General features: G+C 43.3%; 17 protein-coding genes. 14 read left to right on the forward strand and 3 right to left on the reverse strand.

Features of this window, described 5'->3' with window-relative positions; translation table 11 throughout:
• From LKX84_RS07690 to arfB, 7 genes are all read left to right on the forward strand, one after another.
• A complete protein-coding gene (locus LKX84_RS07690) occupies positions 1-645 on the forward strand; it encodes a thymidine kinase (RefSeq protein ID WP_228236552.1) in 645 nt (214 codons plus the stop codon).
• Positions 638-1,747 carry an alanine racemase gene (alr, locus tag LKX84_RS07695; protein ID WP_228236553.1) on the forward strand — a complete coding sequence of 370 codons (1,110 nt, stop codon included), beginning with the start codon at positions 638-640 and terminating at the stop codon, positions 1,745-1,747. Before LKX84_RS07690 ends, alr begins: the two co-directional genes overlap by 8 nt.
• A 74-nt stretch (positions 1,748-1,821) precedes the next feature.
• Positions 1,822-2,229 carry a large-conductance mechanosensitive channel protein MscL gene (gene mscL, locus LKX84_RS07700; protein WP_228236554.1) on the forward strand — a complete coding sequence of 136 codons (408 nt, stop codon included), beginning with the start codon at positions 1,822-1,824 and terminating at the stop codon, positions 2,227-2,229.
• Positions 2,230-2,419: 190 nt separating this feature from the next.
• A complete protein-coding gene (locus LKX84_RS07705) occupies positions 2,420-3,433 on the forward strand; it encodes an aspartate-semialdehyde dehydrogenase (RefSeq protein ID WP_228236555.1) in 1,014 nt (337 codons plus the stop codon).
• Between the two features lie 77 nt (positions 3,434-3,510).
• The gene (locus tag LKX84_RS07710) at positions 3,511-5,664 is read left to right on the forward strand and encodes a prolyl oligopeptidase family serine peptidase (protein ID WP_228236556.1); all 2,154 of its coding nucleotides are present in this window, start codon (positions 3,511-3,513) and stop codon (positions 5,662-5,664) included.
• A gap of 117 nt (positions 5,665-5,781) precedes the next feature.
• Positions 5,782-6,777, forward strand: coding sequence for a sulfate/molybdate ABC transporter ATP-binding protein (locus LKX84_RS07715; protein WP_228236557.1), 996 nt, complete (start codon positions 5,782-5,784; stop codon positions 6,775-6,777).
• Positions 6,755-7,159, forward strand: a complete 405-nt coding sequence (gene arfB / locus LKX84_RS07720; protein ID WP_228236558.1) for an alternative ribosome rescue aminoacyl-tRNA hydrolase ArfB — start codon at positions 6,755-6,757, stop codon at positions 7,157-7,159. The genes LKX84_RS07715 and arfB overlap by 23 nt, the downstream gene beginning before the upstream one ends.
• 3 nt (positions 7,160-7,162) lie before the next feature.
• On the opposite strand, the gene LKX84_RS07725 is transcribed toward arfB, so the two are convergent.
• Genes LKX84_RS07725 through LKX84_RS07735 form a run of 3 tightly spaced genes read right to left on the reverse strand, consistent with a single transcriptional unit; the run spans position 7,163 to position 10,334 of the window.
• On the reverse strand, positions 7,163-7,606 hold the full coding sequence (locus LKX84_RS07725) for a GreA/GreB family elongation factor (RefSeq protein WP_228236559.1): 444 nt from the start codon (positions 7,604-7,606) through the stop codon (positions 7,163-7,165).
• 11 nt (positions 7,607-7,617) lie between these two features.
• Complete coding sequence (locus LKX84_RS07730; protein ID WP_228236560.1) at positions 7,618-8,970, reverse strand: sensor histidine kinase; 1,353 nt, start codon at positions 8,968-8,970, stop codon at positions 7,618-7,620.
• On the reverse strand, positions 8,970-10,334 hold the full coding sequence (locus tag LKX84_RS07735; protein ID WP_228236561.1) for a sigma-54-dependent transcriptional regulator: 1,365 nt from the start codon (positions 10,332-10,334) through the stop codon (positions 8,970-8,972). The genes LKX84_RS07730 and LKX84_RS07735 overlap by 1 nt, the downstream gene beginning before the upstream one ends.
• Positions 10,335-10,537: 203 nt before the next feature.
• Between LKX84_RS07735 and LKX84_RS07740 the strand changes: the two genes are divergently transcribed.
• The 7 genes from LKX84_RS07740 (at position 10,538) to LKX84_RS07770 (ending at position 21,770) form a co-directional block, all read left to right on the forward strand.
• Positions 10,538-10,894: a hypothetical protein gene (locus LKX84_RS07740; RefSeq protein WP_228236562.1), complete on the forward strand. Its 357-nt coding sequence runs from the start codon at positions 10,538-10,540 to the stop codon at positions 10,892-10,894.
• 216 nt (positions 10,895-11,110) lie between these two features.
• The gene (locus LKX84_RS07745; RefSeq protein ID WP_228236563.1) at positions 11,111-12,454 is read left to right on the forward strand and encodes a TolC family protein; all 1,344 of its coding nucleotides are present in this window, start codon (positions 11,111-11,113) and stop codon (positions 12,452-12,454) included.
• A gap of 8 nt (positions 12,455-12,462) precedes the next feature.
• Positions 12,463-13,713 carry an efflux RND transporter periplasmic adaptor subunit gene (locus LKX84_RS07750; protein ID WP_228236564.1) on the forward strand — a complete coding sequence of 417 codons (1,251 nt, stop codon included), beginning with the start codon at positions 12,463-12,465 and terminating at the stop codon, positions 13,711-13,713.
• Between the two features lie 71 nt (positions 13,714-13,784).
• Entirely contained in the window at positions 13,785-14,480 is a 696-nt protein-coding gene (locus LKX84_RS07755) for an ABC transporter ATP-binding protein (protein WP_163632388.1), read from the forward strand.
• A gap of 30 nt (positions 14,481-14,510) precedes the next feature.
• Positions 14,511-16,892 carry an ABC transporter permease gene (locus tag LKX84_RS07760; protein WP_228236565.1) on the forward strand — a complete coding sequence of 794 codons (2,382 nt, stop codon included), beginning with the start codon at positions 14,511-14,513 and terminating at the stop codon, positions 16,890-16,892.
• Between the two features lie 41 nt (positions 16,893-16,933).
• Positions 16,934-19,315 (forward strand): ABC transporter permease, encoded by a 2,382-nt coding sequence (locus LKX84_RS07765; protein WP_228236566.1) that lies wholly within the window; start codon positions 16,934-16,936, stop codon positions 19,313-19,315.
• Between the two features lie 40 nt (positions 19,316-19,355).
• The gene (locus LKX84_RS07770; protein WP_228236567.1) at positions 19,356-21,770 is read left to right on the forward strand and encodes an ABC transporter permease; all 2,415 of its coding nucleotides are present in this window, start codon (positions 19,356-19,358) and stop codon (positions 21,768-21,770) included.
• Positions 21,771-21,775 lie beyond the last annotated feature (5 nt).

Raw genomic sequence — 21,775 nt, forward strand, 5'->3', positions numbered from 1 at the left:
ATGTTTCTCGAAAACACGGTCAACCCTAAAGAACAGTTTGGATGGATAGAAGTAATCTGCGGCTCCATGTTTTCTGGAAAGACGGAAGAGTTGATCCGACGGTTGAAGCGAGCACAGTTTGCCAAGCAAAAAGTGGAGATTTTCAAACCCATTGTGGACACCCGTTACCATGAAGAAATGGTGGTATCACATGATGCCAATGAAATCCGTTCTACCCCGGTTCCTGCCGCTGCCAACATTCGCCTTTTGGCAGATGATTGTGATGTTGTGGGTATTGATGAAGCTCAATTCTTTGATAATGAGATAGTTACCGTTTGCAACGATTTGGCCAACCGAGGCGTTCGCGTAGTGGTTGCCGGATTGGACATGGACTTTAAGGGCAACCCTTTTGGACCCATGCCGGCCCTTATGGCTACTGCCGAATATGTGACCAAGGTACATGCCGTATGTACACGTACCGGAAACTTGGCCAACTACAGTTTTAGAAAATCCAGAAACGACAAATTAGTCCTTTTGGGCGAAACCGAAGAATATGAACCTTTGAGCCGTGCTGCTTTTTACAAGGCCATGTTAAGGGAAAAAATAAGTCAGATGGATGTGGATTCCGAAGAAGTGGATCCCAAAAAAGATGGCTCCAATGGATAAGGTCGGCGAAACCACTTTGATCCTGGACCTTTCCGCCCTGGAACACAATTTCCGTTATTTACGATCCAAAATAGCCCCGACCACCAAATTCATGGCTGTTGTAAAGGCGTTTGCCTATGGCAGCGACATGGTGGCCATTGCCAAAAAGTTGGAAAGCTTGGGTGTGGATTATTTTGCCGTGGCCTATGTTGGGGAAGGTTCTTTGCTGCGCGATGCTGGTATCAAGACTCCCATTTTAGTGCTCCATCCGTTGGCAGCCAATTTTGACGAGATGATAGATCGTTGTCTGGAGCCGAACATCTATTCACACAAAATCCTGGAACAATTTATAGCCGCTGACAAGGCCAAAAACCAAGAAAATTATCCCGTGCATATCAAGTTCAATACCGGGCTGAACCGTTTGGGTTTCAAAAAAACGGATATCGATTTATTGGTCTCCCAATTGAAGGCCAACAAAGCGTTGAAGGTGGTCTCTACTTTTTCGCATTTGGCCGCATCTGAAGATCCAAATGAAAAGACTTTCAGTACCAACCAGATCAATTCATTTTTGGCATTGAGTGATGAACTTTCCCAAAAGTTGAATTCATCTCCAATGCGCCATATGTTGAACACCTCGGGCATCATCAATTATCCCGAAGCCCAATTTGAGATGGTCCGTAGCGGTATCGGTCTGTATGGTTATGGTAATGAAGCTGCTGTAGATGCCAAACTGAAACCCATAGCCACCTTGAAGACCATCATTTCACAGATACATGAGATTCCGGCCAACGAATCGGTAGGGTATAACCGGGCCTTTACATCCAATGCCCCCCGAAAAACCGCTACCCTTCCCATAGGGCATGCTGATGGTATAAACAGACAATATGGTAAGGGAAAAGCATCCGTTCTGATCCATGGGAAAAAAGCACCCCTCATCGGAAATGTTTGCATGGATATGATCATGGTTGATGTTACGGATATTGACTGTGCCGAAGGGGACGAGGTCATTGTTTTTGGTCCAGAAAGTTCAGCGGAACAGTTTGCCGCATCGGCCCAGACCATTTCCTATGAAATTTTAACGGCCATTTCCCAACGAGTGAAACGCCTCGTTTTAGACCGTTGATTTTCCCCAATTTTTGAAGCACAAATCACTTTTTTCCTTAATTTGGTTTTGATTAACCAATACTTGACTATAAAATGGGATTTTTAAAAGAGTTTAAGGACTTTGCAATGAAAGGAAACCTGGTGGATATCGCCGTAGGTTTCGTTATGGGTGCTGCTTTTAACAAGGTGGTTTCCTCTTTTACCGGTGGAATTGTTTCGCCGTTGATTGGCCTGTTGTTCAAATCAGATTTCAACGATTTGAAGTATGTGATCACTCCTGGTACCGTGAACGATGCAGGTGAAACAGTAGGTGAAATTGCCGTGCTGTACGGATCGTTCCTGACCAACGTGATCGACTTCTTGATCGTGGCCTTCGTAATGTTCATGATCGTTAAGGGCGTGAACAAGATGAAGAAAAAAGAAGAACCTGCTCCAGAAGCTCCAAAAGGGCCAACCCAAGAGGAATTGTTGGCAGAGATTCGCGACTTGTTGAAGAAATAAAAATCGAACGTATCGATAGAATCGGTACGACCGCTATACCACAATAATCATTTAAAACCATCAATGTGTTTCGCAGACATGTTGATGGTTGTTTTATTTATAACATTTTGTTATTTTTTGATTATTCATTGTGAAAAGACTTGTTTAACTCGCTGACTGGACTACCTTTGCACCAAGAAATTAAAAAACAATGAAAGTAGCAGTTGTTGGAGCCACCGGAATGGTAGGCGAAGTCATGTTGAAAGTATTGGAAGAACGCAACTTCCCCATCACCGAATTGTTGTTGGTTGCCTCGGAACGTTCCGTAGGCAAAAAACTATCCTATAAAAATGAAGAATACACCGTAATTGGACTGGCCGATGCCGTTGCTGCGCAACCTGACATCGCCATATTCTCTGCAGGTGGGGACACTTCTTTGGAGTGGGCACCAAAATTTGCTGAAGTCGGCACTACCGTAATCGATAATTCATCTGCTTGGAGGATGGATCCTACCAAAAAATTGGTAGTTCCAGAAATCAATGCTGATACGTTGACCCCCGAAGACAAGATCATTGCAAATCCCAACTGTTCTACCATTCAGATGGTAATGGTTTTGGATCCCTTGCACAAAAAATATCAAATGAAACGGGTGGTGGTCTCTACCTATCAATCCGTTTCCGGAACCGGAGTAAAAGCCGTTCAACAAATGGAAAACGAGGCTGCGGGCATTGAAGGTGAAATGGCTTATCCATATCCCATCAACAGAAATGCTTTACCCCATTGTGATGTGTTCCTGGAAAATGGTTATACCAAAGAAGAAATGAAATTGGCCCGTGAGCCACAAAAAATATTGGACGACCGGACCTTTTCAGTTACGGCTACCGCAGTTCGTATCCCAACGGCTGGAGGGCATTCCGAATCCGTGAACGTGGAGTTCCACAATGATTTTGACCTTGCCGAAGTACGTAAAATATTGAGCGAAATGCCGGGAGTGGTAGTTCAGGACAATACAGCTACCAACACCTACCCAATGCCCATGTTCGCCAATGGAAAGGATGAAGTTTTTGTGGGCCGTATCCGAAGGGACGAAACCCAACCCAATACGTTGAACATGTGGATCGTGGCAGATAACCTTAGAAAAGGTGCCGCTACCAACGCTGTTCAGATTGCCGAACACTTGGTTGAAAACAACTTGGTTTCCAATACTACAGAAGCCATTTCTTAAATTTCGTTAAAGCTTTTCAAGCAGCCGATAGATTTGGTCGTTTTATGGTATTTTTATCAGAATCAATCTGAATGAAAATGAAAAACGCAAGTCTATTGGCTGTTATCGTTTTATTGACGGCCTGCCAAAAAACCACTAAAAGAGAACCTATTACCGTGAACTATCCCACTACTAAAAAGGTCGACACGGTCGACACCTATTTCGGAAACGAGGTTCAAGATCCCTATCGTTGGCTCGAAGATGACCGAAGTGCCGAAACCGAGGCATGGGTTAAACAACAAAATGCAGCCACTTTTGGGTATTTAGATAAAATTCCTTTTCGCGAAGACCTAAAAAAGCGTCTGGAAAAACTCTGGAACTATGAAAAAATTGGTTCCCCGTTCAAAGAAGGAGATTATACGTATTATTACAAGAACAATGGCCTTCAGAACCAATATGTGGTCTATTGTAAAAAAGGCGATGGTAAAGAAGAAGTGTTCTTGGATCCCAATACGTTTTCCGAAGATGGCACCACTTCTTTAATGGGCCTTAACTTTACCAAAGATGGTTCCAAAGCCGCTTATTTGATTTCCGAAGGAGGAAGTGATTGGAGAAAGGGTATCATCATTGATGCCGAAACCAAGGAAATTGTTGAGGATACTTTGGTCGACATTAAGTTCAGCGGTATTTCGTGGAAAGGCAATGAAGGTTTTTTCTATTCTAGCTACGACAAGCCAAAAGGAAGCGAGCTTTCGGCCAAGACCGATCAACATAAACTATATTATCATCAATTGGGTACACCACAATCCGAGGATAAAATTATTTTCGGTGGTACTCCAGAAGAAAAGCACCGTTACGTAGGTGGCTATGTTTCCGAAGATCAAAAATATCTGTATATCACCGCTTCCATTTCAACATCAGGAAACAAATTGTTCTTGATGGATCTTACCGATCCCAATGCAAAGTTGGTCACTGTTTTGGATACCGCGGATTCCGATACTTATGTCATTGATAATGAAGGTTCCAAGCTTTACTTGGTTACGGATCGGGAAGCCCCTAACAAAAAAGTGGTTGTGGTAGATGCCTCCAACCCTATTCCAGAAAATTGGGTGGATTTGATCCCTGAAACTGAAAACGTTTTGACCGCTGGTACTGGAGGCGGCTATTTCTTTGCTGAATATATGGTGGATGCCATTTCAAAAGTACTTCAGTATGATTACGATGGAAAATTGGTCCGCGAGATCAAATTACCTGGTGTAGGAAGTGCAGGAGGTTTTGGTGGCAAAAAAGAGGACAAGGATTTTTACTTCTCCTTCACCAATTACAATACCCCGGGATCTTTGTACAAGTACAATGTGGAAACTGGGGAATATGAACTGTATTGGAAACCCCAAATCGATTTTAATCCAGATGATTACGAATCCAAACAAGTGTTCTACACCTCCAAAGACGGCACCAAGGTTCCTATGATCATTACCTACAAAAAAGGATTGGAACTTACTGGTAAAAATCCGACCATTCTTTATGGCTATGGTGGTTTCAACGTTAGCCTGACCCCCTCTTTTAGCATTGTAAATGCCGTTTGGATGGAACAAGGAGGCGTTTATGCCGTTCCCAACTTAAGAGGTGGTGGCGAGTATGGTAAAAAATGGCACATTGCTGGTACACAAATGCAAAAGCAAAATGTGTTCGATGATTTTATTGCCGCAGCAGAATACCTTATCGCTGAAAAGTACACTTCCAAAGAATATTTGGCCGTCCGCGGTGGATCCAATGGTGGTTTGCTTGTAGGCGCAACCATGACACAACGCCCTGATCTCATGCAGGTTGCCCTGCCTGCCGTTGGTGTGATGGACATGTTACGTTACCATACCTTTACTGCTGGTGCAGGATGGGCCTACGATTATGGAACATCTGAGGATAGCGAGGAAATGTTCCAATACATAAAAGGCTATTCTCCCGTACACAATGTGAAGGAAGGGGTTTCTTATCCTGCCACCTTGGTGACCACTGGCGACCATGACGACAGGGTGGTTCCAGCACATAGCTTTAAGTTTGCGGCAGAACTGCAGGAAAAGCAAGCAGGAGCAGCACCAACCTTGATCCGTATTGAGACCAATGCAGGTCACGGAGCGGGTACCCCTGTAAGCAAGACCATTGAACAATATGCCGATATTTTTGGGTTTACCTTTTTCAACATGGGATATGATGAACTCCCCAACCAAGCCGTGTTGAAAGAATTTAAGGATTAAGAAGTCAACAAACTTCTTGTCAGTTCGAGCGCAGTCGAGAGCTTCATGATTAATTTTGTGATGGTATATTTCGACTGCGCTCAGCCTGACAAATACAATCTCACATAATTAGAGATAATGCTAAAAGTCCACATTGATTCCTTTGGATATAAGGACCAGATCATTCTGGAAGACATTTCATTTGAAGTTGCCAAAGGCGAACATTTGGCCCTTATGGGCGAAAGTGGGTCGGGAAAAAGTACCTTGTTGAAAATCATCTACGGCTTGCTCCATGTGGAAAACGGCTCTGTTTTTTGGGGCGACACAGAAGCTTTGGGTCCCAATTTCAATTTGGTTCCTGGTGAACCGTACATGAAATACCTAGCCCAGGATTTTGACCTGATGCCCTACATCACAGTGGAAGAAAACATTGGACAGTTCCTATCCGTATTTGAACGGGAGACCCATCAACAACGGATTGATGAACTGTTGCAATTAATTGAAATGAAGGACTTTGCGAAAACCAAAGTTCAATTTCTGAGTGGCGGGCAACAACAACGGGTGGCCTTGGCAAGGGTTTTGGCACAGGAGCCAGAAGTGTTGTTGTTGGATGAGCCTTTCGGACATATCGATAACTTTAAACGGAACTCCCTACGCAGAAACCTGTTCCTCTATCTGAAAGAAAAGAACATTACCGTGCTCACTGCGAGCCATGATCCAAATGATGTTTTGCCGTTTGCCAAGCGAACCGTGGTTTTAGAAAAAGGCAAGTTAATTGCCGACCAAAAGACCAAAAAACTGTACAATACTCCACCCAATTACTATACGGCCTCTTTGTTCGGGGAAGTCAACCAGGTACCCATCAAACTGCTAAAATCCTATGCTGAAATAGACAAGACGGTATTGGTCTATCCGCATGAATTCCAAATTTCGAAATCATCGGGGCTAAAGATTGAGGTACAACATTCCTTTTTTAAGGGTAGTCATTATTTGAACGAAGGCAAAACCGAAGAAGGCAATGTACTCTTCTTCAACTCTTATGAAAAACAAATCCTTGGTAAGAGCGTCTACCTTAACGTATCTTTGAAGACCATTAACAGGCGTCTTCGGATTGGACAAACAGCAAATACATAGGGAACTCAACTTTAAGGCCGTGCGGAGCAGCGGCGCCGGAGGGCAACATGTGAACAAGGTTTCGTCCAAGGTGGAACTATCCTTCAATCTCCCCGAATCCGAAGGGTTATCCGATGTGGAAAAGGAGCGACTTCAATCCAAATTATCATCAAGGTTGACCAATGAAGGGATATTGATGCTACAATGCGATGAGGCCCGAAGCCAACACAAAAACAAGGAGTTGGTCATAAAGCGCCTTTTTGAAATCTTGACGAAATCCTTGGAGGTTCCAAAGAAGCGAAAGCCTACCAAACCGACCAAATCAGGTGTAGAGAAACGGCTTAAGTTAAAAAAAATCTCAGCAGAGCGGAAAGCTTCTCGAAAAAGACCAAATTTGGATTAAACCTTATACCACCTCCAAAATGGTATGGGTATTCCCATTGAACACGAAGCTGTCACCTTTCTTCTTGTCCACCAACAATTGCGCAATGGGCGCATTAATGGAAATACAATAGACCATTTCCGTTTCATGTTTGTAGGCCCCTGCAGAAATGGCAATGAAATAATTTGCAAAACTGGTTTTAACCCAACTGCCTTCACCAATAGTCTCTGATTTTCTATCAATATTCACCTTTTTGAGGGCGTCGCGGGTATTATCCAATTCCTGAACTTGTTGGGCCAGTTTTTCCTGTTCCAACTGTACCATGGCCCTACCTGTTTCGTGCTTGTCGCCCGTGGAGTTCTTATCTTCAGAATCTAAGGATTCCTGTAGGTCATCATTGCTCTTCTTCAGACGAAGGGCACGCTCGTTCACGTAGTCCCAGCAAAATTTCAAAAGCTCTCGCTTCATCAATATAAATTTTAGGCAAAGGTAAGACGGAAATGGGTTTCTTTATAAGGAAAAGATCGTACTTGTATGCCCCCTCCATGCAATTGCATCACCCGCTTGGAAAGACTGAGGCCAATTCCAGTTCCTTCGCTTTTGGTGGTAAAAAAAGGCACAAAAATCTCATCCATCACTTCTGGTGGAATTCCGGGGCCATTGTCCAGTACATCAATATATTTCATGCCGTTACTATCCATTCCGGCAACCATTCTAACCTTCCCGTTCTCAATTTCACCTACAGATTGAAGGGCATTCTTGGCCAGATTGATCAATACTTGGGCTATTTGCTTTTCATCAATGAACAATTCCAAATTCTCAGGTTCGCACTGTACCTTAAAATCTGTTTCTCCTTCTTGGGGCCGTGCCGACATGAGGACGTGGATTTTTTCCAAAAGTTCTTTGGCTTTTACAATGGTTTTATTCGGCTCGGGAACATGCAAAAGACTACGATACGATTGCACAAAATCCATGAGATTGCCCCCTTGCTCCTTGATAACCTCCAAACCTTTTAAGGTGTTCTTGATCTGGCTTTCCTCCAATTCTTCCAAAGGAGTGATCTTCCCATTGTGTCTATAATACTTAATAATGGAGTCCGAAATGGAAGCAATCGGGGTTATGGTGTTCATGATCTCATGCGTCAATACCCGGATGAGTCGAACCCAAGAATCGGTTTCTTTTTCATCCAACTCCTTGTGGATGTCCTGCACCACCACCAGCAGAACCGATTGGCCATCCATGGTCATGGGAGTCGACTTCAGGGCCAATTGCGTCTGCTCCCGCTCATTGGACAATTGCACCAGTTTGCGGTCGAAGGGTTTAAAGGATTTAAAAATATTGTACAGGCTTTCATCAACCTGGCTTAATTGTTTGATGTGGTTGAGCGGGGTATAATCCAATAAACGCTCCAAGGTGGGGTTGGCGAACATGATGTGCCCTTTTTCATTATAGGTCATGATGCCGATACTTGCCTGTTTAATGATTTCCTGATAGTACTGTTCCCGTATCTGTAATTGAAGATGCACTTCTTGAATGAGCCCATTAACCCGGTTCAAACTTTGATTGAGTTCCTTAAAGGATTTTATGGTGACCCGTTCCGGGAACCTCAATGTAAAATCTTCATTCCGGATGGCGTCAAAAAAATAGGCAATCTTTCTATTTGTGCTGTTGATAAAGGAAATGAGGGAATACACCTGACCTACCATTAATAGCAAACACATTCCAAAGGAAAAATACCACTGTTCGGATAAGGAGAAGGCTAACAAAATAGCGGTCAAGGTCAGTAGTGCCACCCTGATAATCAGCTGGATGTAAAAGTTTCTACTGGCCATCAGTCTCCTTTTTTCTTCAATTTGTTATAAAGTGTCTGTCTGGAAATACCCAACTGCTCGGCGGCGGCACTATAGTTACCATCATGCTGTTCCAAAGCCTTAAAAATCATCTGTTGCTCCATTTCGTTGAGTGTCAATGGTTGAAGATCCAATGACAAGTTTGATTTTGTATTCAACAGAAAATCAGAAGGTTTCAATACATTCCCATCGGAAAGGATCACAGCGCGTTCCATGGTATGTTGCAGTTCGCGAATATTACCCGGCCATGAATATTCCATTAGTTTTTCCTGGGCCAAATTGTTGATTTTCAGTCCGGGTTTGTCATACTTTTGGGCAAACTTCTTTAGAAAAAATTCAGCCAAGACCACTATGTCATCCTCCCGTTCGCGCAACGGCGGTACTTCTATATGAATGGTATTGATACGGTAGAGCAAATCTTCCCTGAAAAGTCCATCGGAAACCATTTTTTCCAAATTGCAGTTGGTGGCACAGACCAATCGGATATCCACGTTGATGGGTTTGTTGGACCCCACACGAACCACAGATTTATTCTGGATACAAGAGAGCAGTTTGGCCTGCATCTGTAGGGAAAGGTTCCCAATCTCATCCAAGAAAAGGGTGCCTTGATGGGCGGCTTCAAACTTGCCGGCGCGGTCTTCCTTGGCATCGGTAAAAGATCCCTTGGTATGCCCAAAAAGTTCACTTTCAAAAAGATTTTCCGCAATAGAGCCCATATCCACATTGATGAATACTTCATCCTTTCGGGAAGACAATCGGTGCAGTTCTCTGGCAATCACTTCTTTTCCGGTGCCATTTTCGCCGGTGATGAGTACATTAACATCTGTTTTGGCCACCTTACCCACAAGGTTCAACACTTCATTAAGGGCTTTGGACTGCCCAACAATCAGATTTTTATCGGCATTGATGACCTGCTTCAGGTTGCTTTCCTTTTGCTTGAGGCTGTGAATCTCTCTTTTGGATTTTCTGAGCTCATAAGCCGTCCTAACAGTTGCCATCAAACGTTCATTGTTCCATGGCTTTAGGATGAAATCCGCAGCGCCTTCCTTTAGCGCCCTTACCGCCAGATCCACCGCGCCATAAGCTGTCATCATGATCACCGAGGTATGAGGTGCCCTTTTCAAGATCTCCCGGAGCCAAAACAATCCTTCGTTTCCAGTGTTCACGCCTGCGGAAAAGTTCATATCAAGGAGTACAATGTCAAAACTTTGAAGGTCAGGGTAAGAAGAGATTTGGTTCGGATTGGAAATGGAGGTGACCTCCTTGTATTCGAATTGCAGTAAGATCTCAAGCGCACTCAAGATACTTTTATTGTCATCGACCAATAAGATTTTTCCGTTGACCATTTCCACCCATTTTGAATTGCCAAATCGGCAACAAAAATCAATCCATATATTCAAAAAACCAAGATAGTGTTTTTTGAAATCCCAATGTACAGGTGTCAACTTCTCCAAAAAACTAGTGTTGGTATATGGAATAATGGCCTTTGTCGATTTCGCATTCCAAGCCTAGGATAAGATTGTAGTTTAGACCTTAAATAATTTGAATTATGAAAAATTTCATTCTGATTTTGACGCTTGTTTTAGGCTTGAACGCGTTTGCCCAAAACAAGGATAGGGGCCCAGGAGGCAACCCTCCCGATCGTGCCGAAATGGCCAAGAAACTTGCAGAATCCCTTGATTTGGATGAGGATACGAAGGCCAGCTTTTTGGAAATCTCCGAAAAATATGACAACAAGGCCAAGGAATTGATGGAGGAAGACCGCAAATCTGGCTTTGAAAAAATGAAGGCCTTGGAAGAAGAAAAAGAGGAAGAACTTAAGACCCTTCTTACCAAGGAGCAGTTTGAAAAATACCAGACCGCTCTTGCCGAAATGAGACCCCCGAAACCGCCCAAAAGGAACTGATCCTGTTCCTGAATCATTTTTTTATCTGGCCCGGAAAAATCCGGGCTTTTTTATTTCCACACAATTCTTGTCTGTATAAATATTTGACATTACGTTGTAAATATTTTTTACAGTTGTGACATTAAATTTTACACAAATTTTTATATCTTATTGATTTATAACACTTTATACTTTTTGGCATAAGATTGGACTATAGGTTGGCACAGCAAATTGCATATGAACCTTAAAACATACATTTCAAGTTTATTCTTCCTAACCACCGTGTTGGGGTTCAGTCAGGAATCCTGGACGTTGGACGAGTGTGTGGCCTATGCCATAGAACACAACTTGCAGGTGAAGAATACCAACTACAACAACGATTCCAGTAAAGAAACGTATCGGCAATCCATTCGGAACCTATTACCTTCCGTAAATGGGTCCACGGGTTATACCATCAACATTGGTAGAACGGCCGACCCAAACACCAACGATTACGTAAACACGGAATTCTTCAGCAACAATTATTCGGTGGGTGCCAGTTTGGATATTTTCAACGGCTTTCAAAAATTGAACACCATCCGTGCATCCAAATTTATTTATAAGGCCACGCAAGAGGATGTGCTCCAACAAAAATTCCTATTGGCCTTTAGGGTGATGAGTGCTTATTATGACATCAAATTTTATGAAGGTTTGGTCGCTAATTCTTTAGAGCAACAGGAAATATCCCAATCCAATTATGATTTGGTGAAAAAACAAGTGGAACTGGGCATGATGGCCGGCGCCGATCTTTATGAAGCGGAATCCAATTTATTGGGTGATAAGTTGTTGGTAACCCAGAACAAAAACCTTTTGGGAAATGCCAAGTTGAACCTGCTCCAAGAAATGAACCTCAACCAACAAACCGATATTGTTTTACAGGAAACTTTGGAAGAGGCTTCTTCAGAATTAGAAGAAAGCATCGCTTTGGATTCGCTCTACGAAAGTGCGAGAGGATTTGTGCCCTTGGTAAAATCACAGGAGTTTCGAGTTAATGCCGCTAAAAAACAATTGCAGGCCACCCGAGGAAACCTAATGCCTTCCCTTTCGTTGGTAGCTGGGTATTCTACCGGATATTTTGAGACCCAAGTTGATGATGCTACTGGAAAAATCATCCCCTTCAAAACCCAGTTTAATGACAACGCCTCCAAATATGTAGCGGCACAATTGAGCATTCCCATCAGTAACGGTTGGTCTGCCCATTCTAGGGTGAAACAACAAAAAATTGCCTATCTGCAGGCCAAGAACAATCTGGAGATACAGGAACAGGAATTATTCAAATTATTACAGCAACTGGTTCAGGACAACCAATCCTTTATTGCCGAATACGAACAGAGCAACCAAAAAGTGAAGGCCCAACAATTGGCCTTTGAAATTGCCCAAAAGAGATATGAAAAAGGACTCATCAATGCACTGGATCTTTTTCAGGCCAAAAACCTTTACGGGGTTGCACAAAATGAAAACCTACAGGTAGGACTCAAACTAAAGGTCAACCAAAGCACCATTGACTTTTACAGCGGACTGCCCATATTTAACATCAACTAAAAACGACCATGGATATACAATTAGAAAAAAAGAAAGGACTTAAACCCAAACATTACGGCTACATCGCCCTCGGTGTATTGTTGCTTTTCGTGGGCTGGAAATTGATCTTCACCAGTTCCATGTCCACATTCAGGACCGAAAAGGAGCGCCTTTCCATAGCCGAAGTTACAGCAGGCAAGTTCGATGATTATATTACCATAAATGGTAACGTTGCTCCGATTGCCACCATTTATATGGATGCGTATGAAGGAGGAAGGGTTTCCGAAAAACTTATCGAGGAAGGTTCCATGGTGAAGGAAGGGGACATCATCCTGAAACTGGAGAACATGAACCTGTACGAGCAGATCTTGGCCAGCGAAAGTAACTTGGCCCTTAAGCAGAACGACCTACGTTCTACCAAGCTCACTTTTGATTCCAGACAGGTGGAAGGCAAAAAATCCTTGGCTACGGCCCAGTATGATCTTCAACGTTTGAAAAGGAGCTTTGAACAAAACCAAGAATTATACGATGGTGAACTCATATCCAAAGAAGTCTATTTAAAGGCCAAGGAGGATTATGAACTGGCACAAAAACAATTTGAAATTGTAAAACTTCAGACCGAACAAGATGATCAATTGAGGGAAACTTCCTTAAAAGGTCTGGATACCGATTTGGAGCGTATGCGCAAGACACTTTCCATGGTTTACGAAAGGTTAGACCACCTCAACGTTCGCGCTCCCGCGGATGGTCAGTTGGGATTCTTGGATGCGGAGATCGGACAAAACATTGCCCAAGGGCAACGTATTGGGCAGATCAACGTATTGACCGATTTTAAAATTGAAGCCGACATTGACGAACACTATATCGATAGGGTAAAACGTGACCTATCCGCAACCTTGGAGCGCAATGGCAACGAATACGGACTTCGCTTGCGTAAGGTTTATCCTGAAGTGCGCAACGGCAGGTTTAAAGTGGATCTTGTGTTCACAGGTGAAAAACCGGAAACCATAAGGGCGGGACAAAGCTATAACATCAGATTGCAGCTGGGCGAATCCAACGACGCTATGTTGCTGCCAAAAGGAGGATTCTTCCAAAGCACAGGCGGACAATGGGTATTTGTTGTGGAACCGAATGGAAACGAAGCCGTAAAACGCAATGTGAGGTTGGGTAAACAGAATTCAAGATATTATGAGGTCCTTGAAGGACTTCAACCAGGAGATCAGGTCATTACCAGCAACTACGACAGTTTTGGTGATGCGGAACGGATTGTCTTAAAATAATCCGATAAGTGTAACATCAATCAATTGAACAAAGTCTTTAAGTAAACTACAGAAAAACAACCATCAAAGAAATGATACAAATCCAAAATCTAAAGAAAAGCTTCCGAACGGAAGAAGTGGAAACCTTAGCACTTAACGGGGTAAACCTAAAAGTGGCAAAAGGTGAGTTTGTGGCCATTATGGGTCCATCCGGATGCGGTAAATCAACCTTGTTGAACATTATTGGCATGTTGGACAACCCTACCAGCGGAAGTTACAATTTTGCAGGCCATGAAGTGGGCGGCCTGAAGGAAAGCCAGCGTACCCAATTGAGAAAAGGGAACCTAGGTTTTGTTTTCCAAAGCTTTAACCTTATTGACGAGCTTACCGTTTTTGAAAATGTGGAGCTTCCATTGATCTACCTTAAAATGAGCAAGGCGGAACGCAAGGAGAAAGTACAAAAGGTATTGGAGCGCATGAAGATCGCCCACAGGGAAAAACACTTTCCGCAACAATTGTCCGGAGGTCAGCAACAAAGGGTAGCCATAGCCCGTGCGGTAGTGACCAACCCCAAACTGATCTTGGCGGATGAGCCTACGGGTAACCTGGATTCCAAGAACGGGATTGAGGTAATGAACTTGCTTACAGAACTAAACCAAGAGGGGACCACCATCGTCATGGTAACACACTCCGATCGCGATTCGCACTATGCCCACAGGGTCATCAACTTGTTCGACGGTCAAATTGTGACCGAAAGCCAGAACAAGCCTATGGGTGCCATGGTGTAGGAGTTTAATCATCAATCAACAAATGCCATTATGTTCAAAAACAATCTAAAAGTAGCTTGGCGAAACCTGAAATCGAACAAACTATTTTCAGGAATCAACATTGTTGGACTTTCCATGGGGCTGACCATCGTCATGCTCCTTTTTCTGTTTATTTCCCACGAAAGGAGCTTCGACTCCATGTTCCCGAAAAAGGACAGAATACAACGGGTACTCTTGAAAACCGATAGTGATTTCGGTTTTGAGACTTGGGCTACTGTACCCCCGGTAACTGCTTTGGCCATAAAGGAAGAAGTGACCAACGTGGAAACTGCGGCGAGGTTGTTAAAACATAATTTTGGTAGGCCCGCTGCCCTCAGGATCAACGATCAAAACTTCACGGAAGATATGTTTTATTGGGTGGACAAGGAGTTGTTGACCATGTTCGACATTCCAATGATCGAGGGAAATGCAACAACCGTTTTGGATAGACCCAATACTGTTATCCTTTCCGAAACTGCGGCCAAAACCTATTTTAACCATGAAAATCCAATCGGGAAAACCATAACCATTGACAATTCCCGTGAATTGGAGGTTACCGGAATCTATCAGGATTTTCCTGAAAACAGCACCCTTGATGCTGACATCATGGCGTCAAGCAACGGATACTGGTTCCATAAGAATGATTCTTGGTCCAATGCCAGTTTTGAAACCTATTGTCTCTTGAAAGACAACGTTTCTGTAGACGCCACCCAAACTCAAATTGACCAAATGCTAGAGGCAAATCTCCCAAAAGAAGAGCAGTGGTATTCCTTCGGTTTGCAGCCTTTGAGCCAAGTTCACCTGTATTCCGCTTCCTACGGAAATTCGTATGCGTCCCGTATTGGCGATATTAATGAAGTGCGCAACCTAACCTATTTGGCCATTTTAATTCTTCTGATTGCCTGTATCAACTACATGAACCTGACCACTGCACGTTCCCAAAAACGTTCCAAGGAGGTGGGCATCAGCAAAACCCTAGGGGCCTCTTCGGAGTCTTTGGTGGGTAGGTTTTATGTGGAGACCGGACTGATCACAGCCATTTCCATTGTACTGGGAGTGGTGTTGACCATGCTGTTGTTGCCCAGTTTCAATAGTGTTACCAACCAAAACCTAACCATTGATCTATTGCTCAACCCAACCTTTTTCATGGCTGCCTTGGGCGTTTGGTTGTTGACCACTCTGTTCTCGGGATTGTATCCTTCCATGTACCTATCAAGGTTTTTACCGAAAGAAATCCTTTCCCCATCCTTAAAAAGAGGTAAAGGCAATGTGGTCATTCGCAAAGGATTGGTAGTCATGCAATTTGCTGCTTCCGCCGCTTTGATTGTTGGGGTAATGGTCATCTATCAACAAACACAATACATCCAAAACAAAAATCTGGGCTTTGCCGCGGATAATGTTATGGCCATTTCCATTGGCGGAATGCGCGATAACGAAAACCGTAATGCCTTGGAGCAAGAGTTCAAAAACCTATCGGAAGTGACTGCAGTATCCATGGCCCAAGGATATCCCGGCATGGATGTAAGTGGAAGAACCCTTCGAAAAAATGACACGGAAGAACAAGGTCTGAACATTCAGACCAATGTGACCGATGCAGGTATTGTGGACGCCCTTAAGCTACATCTTTTGGCCGGCAGTAGTTTGCCTAAGTTCAAAAGTGAAAAGGACACCTTGATAGAAGTGGTGTTGAACAAAAAAGCTATCGATTATTTGGGATTCTCTCCAGAAGAGGCCATCGGCAAGGAGGTATATATCGGAATTCCCAATACCATTGTCGGTGTAGTGGATGATTTCAATTATGAATCATTGCACCAGCCCATTGGGGCGTATGCATTCAATAATAACACAAGCGAGGGCAAGTCCTTTATGCTGGTGCGTTTTAAGTCCAACAATTTGGCCAATACGGTTGCAGACCTTAAAAATACGTTCAACAGGATTGTTCCCAATCTAGATTTCAACTATTCCTTTTTAGATCAAAACATTGCAAAAATGTATGCTCGTGAAAAGCGGGCAGGGCAGATCAGTATCGTGTTCTGTATACTGGCCATTTTTGTGGCAGCACTTGGCCTTTTTGGTTTGGCAGCCTATACTGCGGAACAACGTAGAAAGGAAATCGGTATCCGTAAAGTTTTGGGTGCATCGGTAAGTAACATCAGCCAAATGCTTTCCATGGATTTTGCCAAGTTGGTGCTTATTGCTTTGCTCATAGGATTCCCGTTGGCTTATTTTTCCATGGACAATTGGTTACAAGGGTTTGCGTACCGAATAGATATGCAATGGTGGATGTTCGTATTGTCTGGCGCCATTGCATTGGGCATTGCGCTTTTGACCGTAAGTTTTCAATCTATCAGGGCGGCCCTGACCAACCCTACTAAAAGTTTACGCGCAGAATGACATAACCAAACGACCTCATCATCATCAAAAAAAGAACCATCATGATCAAAACACATCTTAAAATAGCTTGGAGAAACCTTAGGAGAAATCCTTTGTTTTCATTGATAAACATTCTAGGTCTTTCCACAGGATTGGCCAGTGCTTTTTTGATCTTTTTCTGGGTAACGGATGAAATGACGGTCGATACGTTTCATGAAAATGACCCTCGCCTATATCAGATCCTGATGAGGAGCGAAGAAAATGGAGTGATCAAAATTCATGAAGGCACACAAGGGCCCCTTGCAGAAGCTTTGGAAAAAGATCTGCCCGAAGTTGAAGACGCCGTGAGCGTTATGAACCTCGAGAGGGAGGGAATGGCAATCACTTTCTCCGATGAGGAGAATACTTTCAAAACAGAAGGCCTTTTTGCGAATAAAAACTTTTTCAATGTGTTTTCCTTTCCCCTGATACGAGGATCCATAGACCAGGTGCTTCAAGACAAGGATGCCATTGTTGTATCCGAAAACTTTGCCTTAAAATTGTTCGGTTCTGTTGACGAAGCCCTAAACCGCCAAATAAAATATAGCTTCTTTGGCAAAGAACAGAGCGGCAAGATTACAGGTGTTTTTGAGGATGTTCCTTCCAATTCGACCATGAAATTTAGTTTCGTAGGAACCAAAAAGAAATTGCTGGAAGACCTATGGACAAACGGAAAAGAATGGTACAATACTGGCCCACAAACATACCTTGTCCTCAAACCCGGCGCGGACATAGCTACCTTTAATAAAAAAATCGACAGGTTCGTAGACAAGTATCTTGACGGCAACATGTTCAGTCTTTTCACAAGAAAATATTCAGATGCTTACCTAAAGGGCAATTATGTGGATGGCATTCAAAGTGGAGGCAGAATTACCTATGTTAGGCTTTTTTCGTTCATTGCCATTTTGGTCTTGCTCATTGCCTGTATCAATTTCATGAATCTTTCCACGGCCCGAGTTAGTAGGAGATTTAAGGAAATCGGCATAAAAAAAACGGTTGGGGGAACTAAAAGAACATTGGTGGTTCAGTTTCTAACAGAATCGATTTTCCTAACATGCCTTTCCTTGATATTGGCCCTTTTATTGGTCTTTTTATTGATTCCTGCGTTCAACTATGTTTCGGGCAAGGAACTGGATCTTCAACTTATTTTCCAAAATGCCCCTTTATTGATTTTGGCCACATTGCTTACCGGATTGATTTCCGGAAGTTATCCAGCATTTTATTTGTCCGGCTTTAGTCCATTGGCAACACTTAAAGGTGCCTTTAAGACCCATGGCGGTGAACTTTTTACACGAAAAGGCCTAGTGGTTTTTCAGTTTATGGCATCCCTGGTCCTGATCATATCGGTATTGATCATAAACAACCAGCTCAACTTTGCGCTCACAAAACCCATTGGCTACCAAAAAGATAACATAGTCCAAATAGACCTTGAAGGCAAGGCCTATGACAACATTCCATTTTTCTTCGATGAGATTGAAAAAATAGAGGGTGTGGAACGTGTCGGTGGACTTAGCCAAAGTATTGTGCGGGAGGACGGCGGATCTTCCACCTATGGCATTGACTGGGCCGGCAAGCCAGCGGATCTTGAGGTAGATTTCATTGTTCGTAATGTGGATAAAACCCTGACACAGACCCTCAATATAGAAATGGTGGAGGGGGAACCTTTTAACGAAAAACTCGGTTCTCCCGAGTCTTACGTATTGTTTAATGAGGAAGCCATACGGATAATGGGGCTGGAGAATCCTGTTGGGCAAAAAATCAACCTTTGGGGAGAGGACAAGACCATTCTTGGGGTCATGAAGGATTTTCATACCGCCTCGGTCATGCAACCCATTTCACCTGTTGTTTTTAAGTATTCCCCTAACAATTTGGCCTTGGCAATGGTGCGGATCCATTCTGGATCGGAAATGAAGACCATTGAAAACCTAAAGCGATTGTATACAGATTACAATCCTGGTTACAATTTTAATTTCACCTTTCAGGATCAAATGTTCAATGCCCAGTATTCTTCAGAACAGCGAATCTTATCGCTTTCCAAGTACTTTGCCATTCTTGCCGTTTTCATTTCGTGTCTTGGTTTGTTCGGATTGGCAGCTTTCAACAATGAAATGCGGGTGAAAGAAATAGGTGTGCGAAAGGTGTTGGGCTCCTCCACTTATGCAATTCTGCAATTGCTTTTCCTCGATTTTCTAAAACTTGTTTTAATTGCCATATTGATTGCCACTCCTGTTGCATGGTACCTTATGAGTGGCTGGCTCCAACAATTTGCCTATAGAACAAACATCGGATGGGCCGTATTCGCCATAGCAAGTATCTTGACCATTCTCATTGCATTGGCAACCGTAAGTTTTCAAGCCATCAAAGCAGCAAGTGCCAACCCTGTAAAAAGTTTGCGTACCGAATGACATAACCAGACAACCTCATCATCATCAAAAAAGAACTATCATGTTTAAAAACCATTTACGGATCGCTTGGCGAAACATCAGAAAGGACAAGCTCTTTACCACCATTAAAATTGGTGGTTTTGCCGTTGGAATAGCGGCCTGCCTTTTAATAGCCCTTTTCATCAAAAATGAACTGAGCTACGACAACCATTATAAGAACAAGGACCGCATGTACCGAGTGGTCATGCAAGGACGGATGAATGGCGAGGTGATGAAAAGTGTGCATTTTCAGCTACCCTTGGCCGAAACCTTGCAATCTACTTTTCCTGAAATTCTGGAAGCCGGCAAGATCAATACCAGTGAACTATTTGGAGCGGGGAGAAGACCTTTGCGCCCTGTGGGTACCATGCAAAACAATTTTGAAGACGGTTTCATTTATGCGGATCAAGGGGTTTTTGATATCATGGAGTTCGAATTGTTGGAAGGAAACCCCAAGCAAGTGCTCACCAGTCCACAAAGCGTAGTACTAACTGCCTCCAAGGCGTCCAAATATTTTCCCGAGGGAAATGCGGTCGGCAAGACCATTTTTCTTGACGATAACGCCAATAGGCCTTATACGGTTACCGGGGTCATCAAGGAAAATCCTTCGGAAAAATCACACTTGGATTTCAATTTCTTATTGGCCATTGAGGATACCAATATGAGTTGGTCAAACAACAATTACTTTACCTATCTCTTGGTTGATGATAAAACGGACATTGCTTCTTTGGAGAAGAAAATGGGCGCCATTTTAAGGGAATATGTGATTCCCGCTTACATGAAAAGGATGCGTAGCGCTGAATTTATGGAGGTTTATAAAACCATGGAGTACAAACTTCAGCCTGTAAGCGATATTCACCTAAAGTCCGACATTAAAATGGGTGATGGGTTACGGCACGGAGATATCCGTTTTGTTTGGCTCTTTGCTGCCATTGCCATATTTGTGTTGTTGTTGGCCGTAATCAATTTCATCAATCTATCTACTGCAAAATCTGCCAATAGGGCCAAGGAAGTGGGCCTCAAAAAAACAGTGGGAGCCTTCCGGGGCAATTTGGTAAGCCAATTTTTAACCGAGTCTGTCATCTACAGTTTTCTATCCTTTGCCATTGGTGTATTGTTGGCATGGGCCTTATTGCCCACCTTTAATTCCATTGCAGCCAAACATATAATAATGCCCTGGGCAGATTGGTGGTTTTTGCCCGTGATTCTTATTGCTGCATTGTTCGTTGGGGTCTTGGCAGGGCTATATCCCGCCTTCTATCTCTCCGCATTCAAACCCGTGAACGTGCTAAAAGGGTCGTTGAGTACCGGCAGCAAGAGTGGTAAGCTGAGAAGTGGTTTGGTCGTGTTTCAATTTACCACTTCGGTAGTGTTGATCATAGGCACCTTGATCATCTACAAACAGATGAACTACATCATGGATAAAAAGTTGGGTTTCAACAAAGATCAAGTATTGGTCATCAAAGGAACCAATTTATTAAAGGACAATGTAGAATCTTTTAAGGAAAGACTTTTAGGCTTGACAGATGTAAAATCCGTGACCATTAGTGATTATCTCCCTGTGGAAGGTTCCAAACGAAACGGGAACACCTTTGGTATGATCAATGAGGGCAGCCAAGAAATTTCCGTGCCCGCCCAAATTTGGCGTGTAGATTATGATTACGTGAATACGCTTGGTCTTCATATCCAAAAAGGAAGAGCGTTTTCGAAAGATTTTGCTAGCGATTCCACGGCTATAGTGATCAATACTACCATGGCCAAGGAATTGGGACTGCAAAACCCAATTGGGACACGCATCAACAACGGACAGGATTGGACCATCATCGGGGTGGTGGAAGATTTTCACTTTAAAAACCTGAAAGAGGACATTGCCTCCTTAGCGTTGGTCATAGGGGAAAGTCCAAGTATGATCTCCGTAAAATTGAACGAAGGTGAAACGGCGCAGGCCATTGCTTCTGTTGCTTCCATTTGGCAAGAATATGTCCCTCAACAATCGTTTGAATATACCTTTTTGGACCAAGAGTTTGCCCACATGCACGATGATGTGCAACGGATGGGTAAAATCTTCAACAGTTTTGCGCTGTTTGCCATCCTTGTAGCTTGTTTGGGCCTTTTTGCCCTATCGGCCTTTTTAGTGGAACAACGAAAAAAGGAAATCAGCATCCGCTTGGTTTTGGGTGCCCCTTTCAAAAGTATCTATCAATTGCTGACCATGGATTTCATGAAATTGATCTTCATCGCCATTCTCATAGCCACACCTATCGGATGGTACATGATGAGTAGGTGGCTGGAAGACTTTGCATACCGAATAGACATCAAATGGTGGGTTTTTGCCCTAGCGGGAGGTATTTCGCTTGGCATTGCATTGCTTACCGTCAGTTATCAATCCATACGGGCAGGCTTGGTGAATCCGGCCAAAAGCTTAAGGTCAGAATAAATCAT

Source organism: Allomuricauda sp. M10, assembly GCF_020782875.1.
GTDB lineage: Bacteria > Bacteroidota > Bacteroidia > Flavobacteriales > Flavobacteriaceae > Flagellimonas.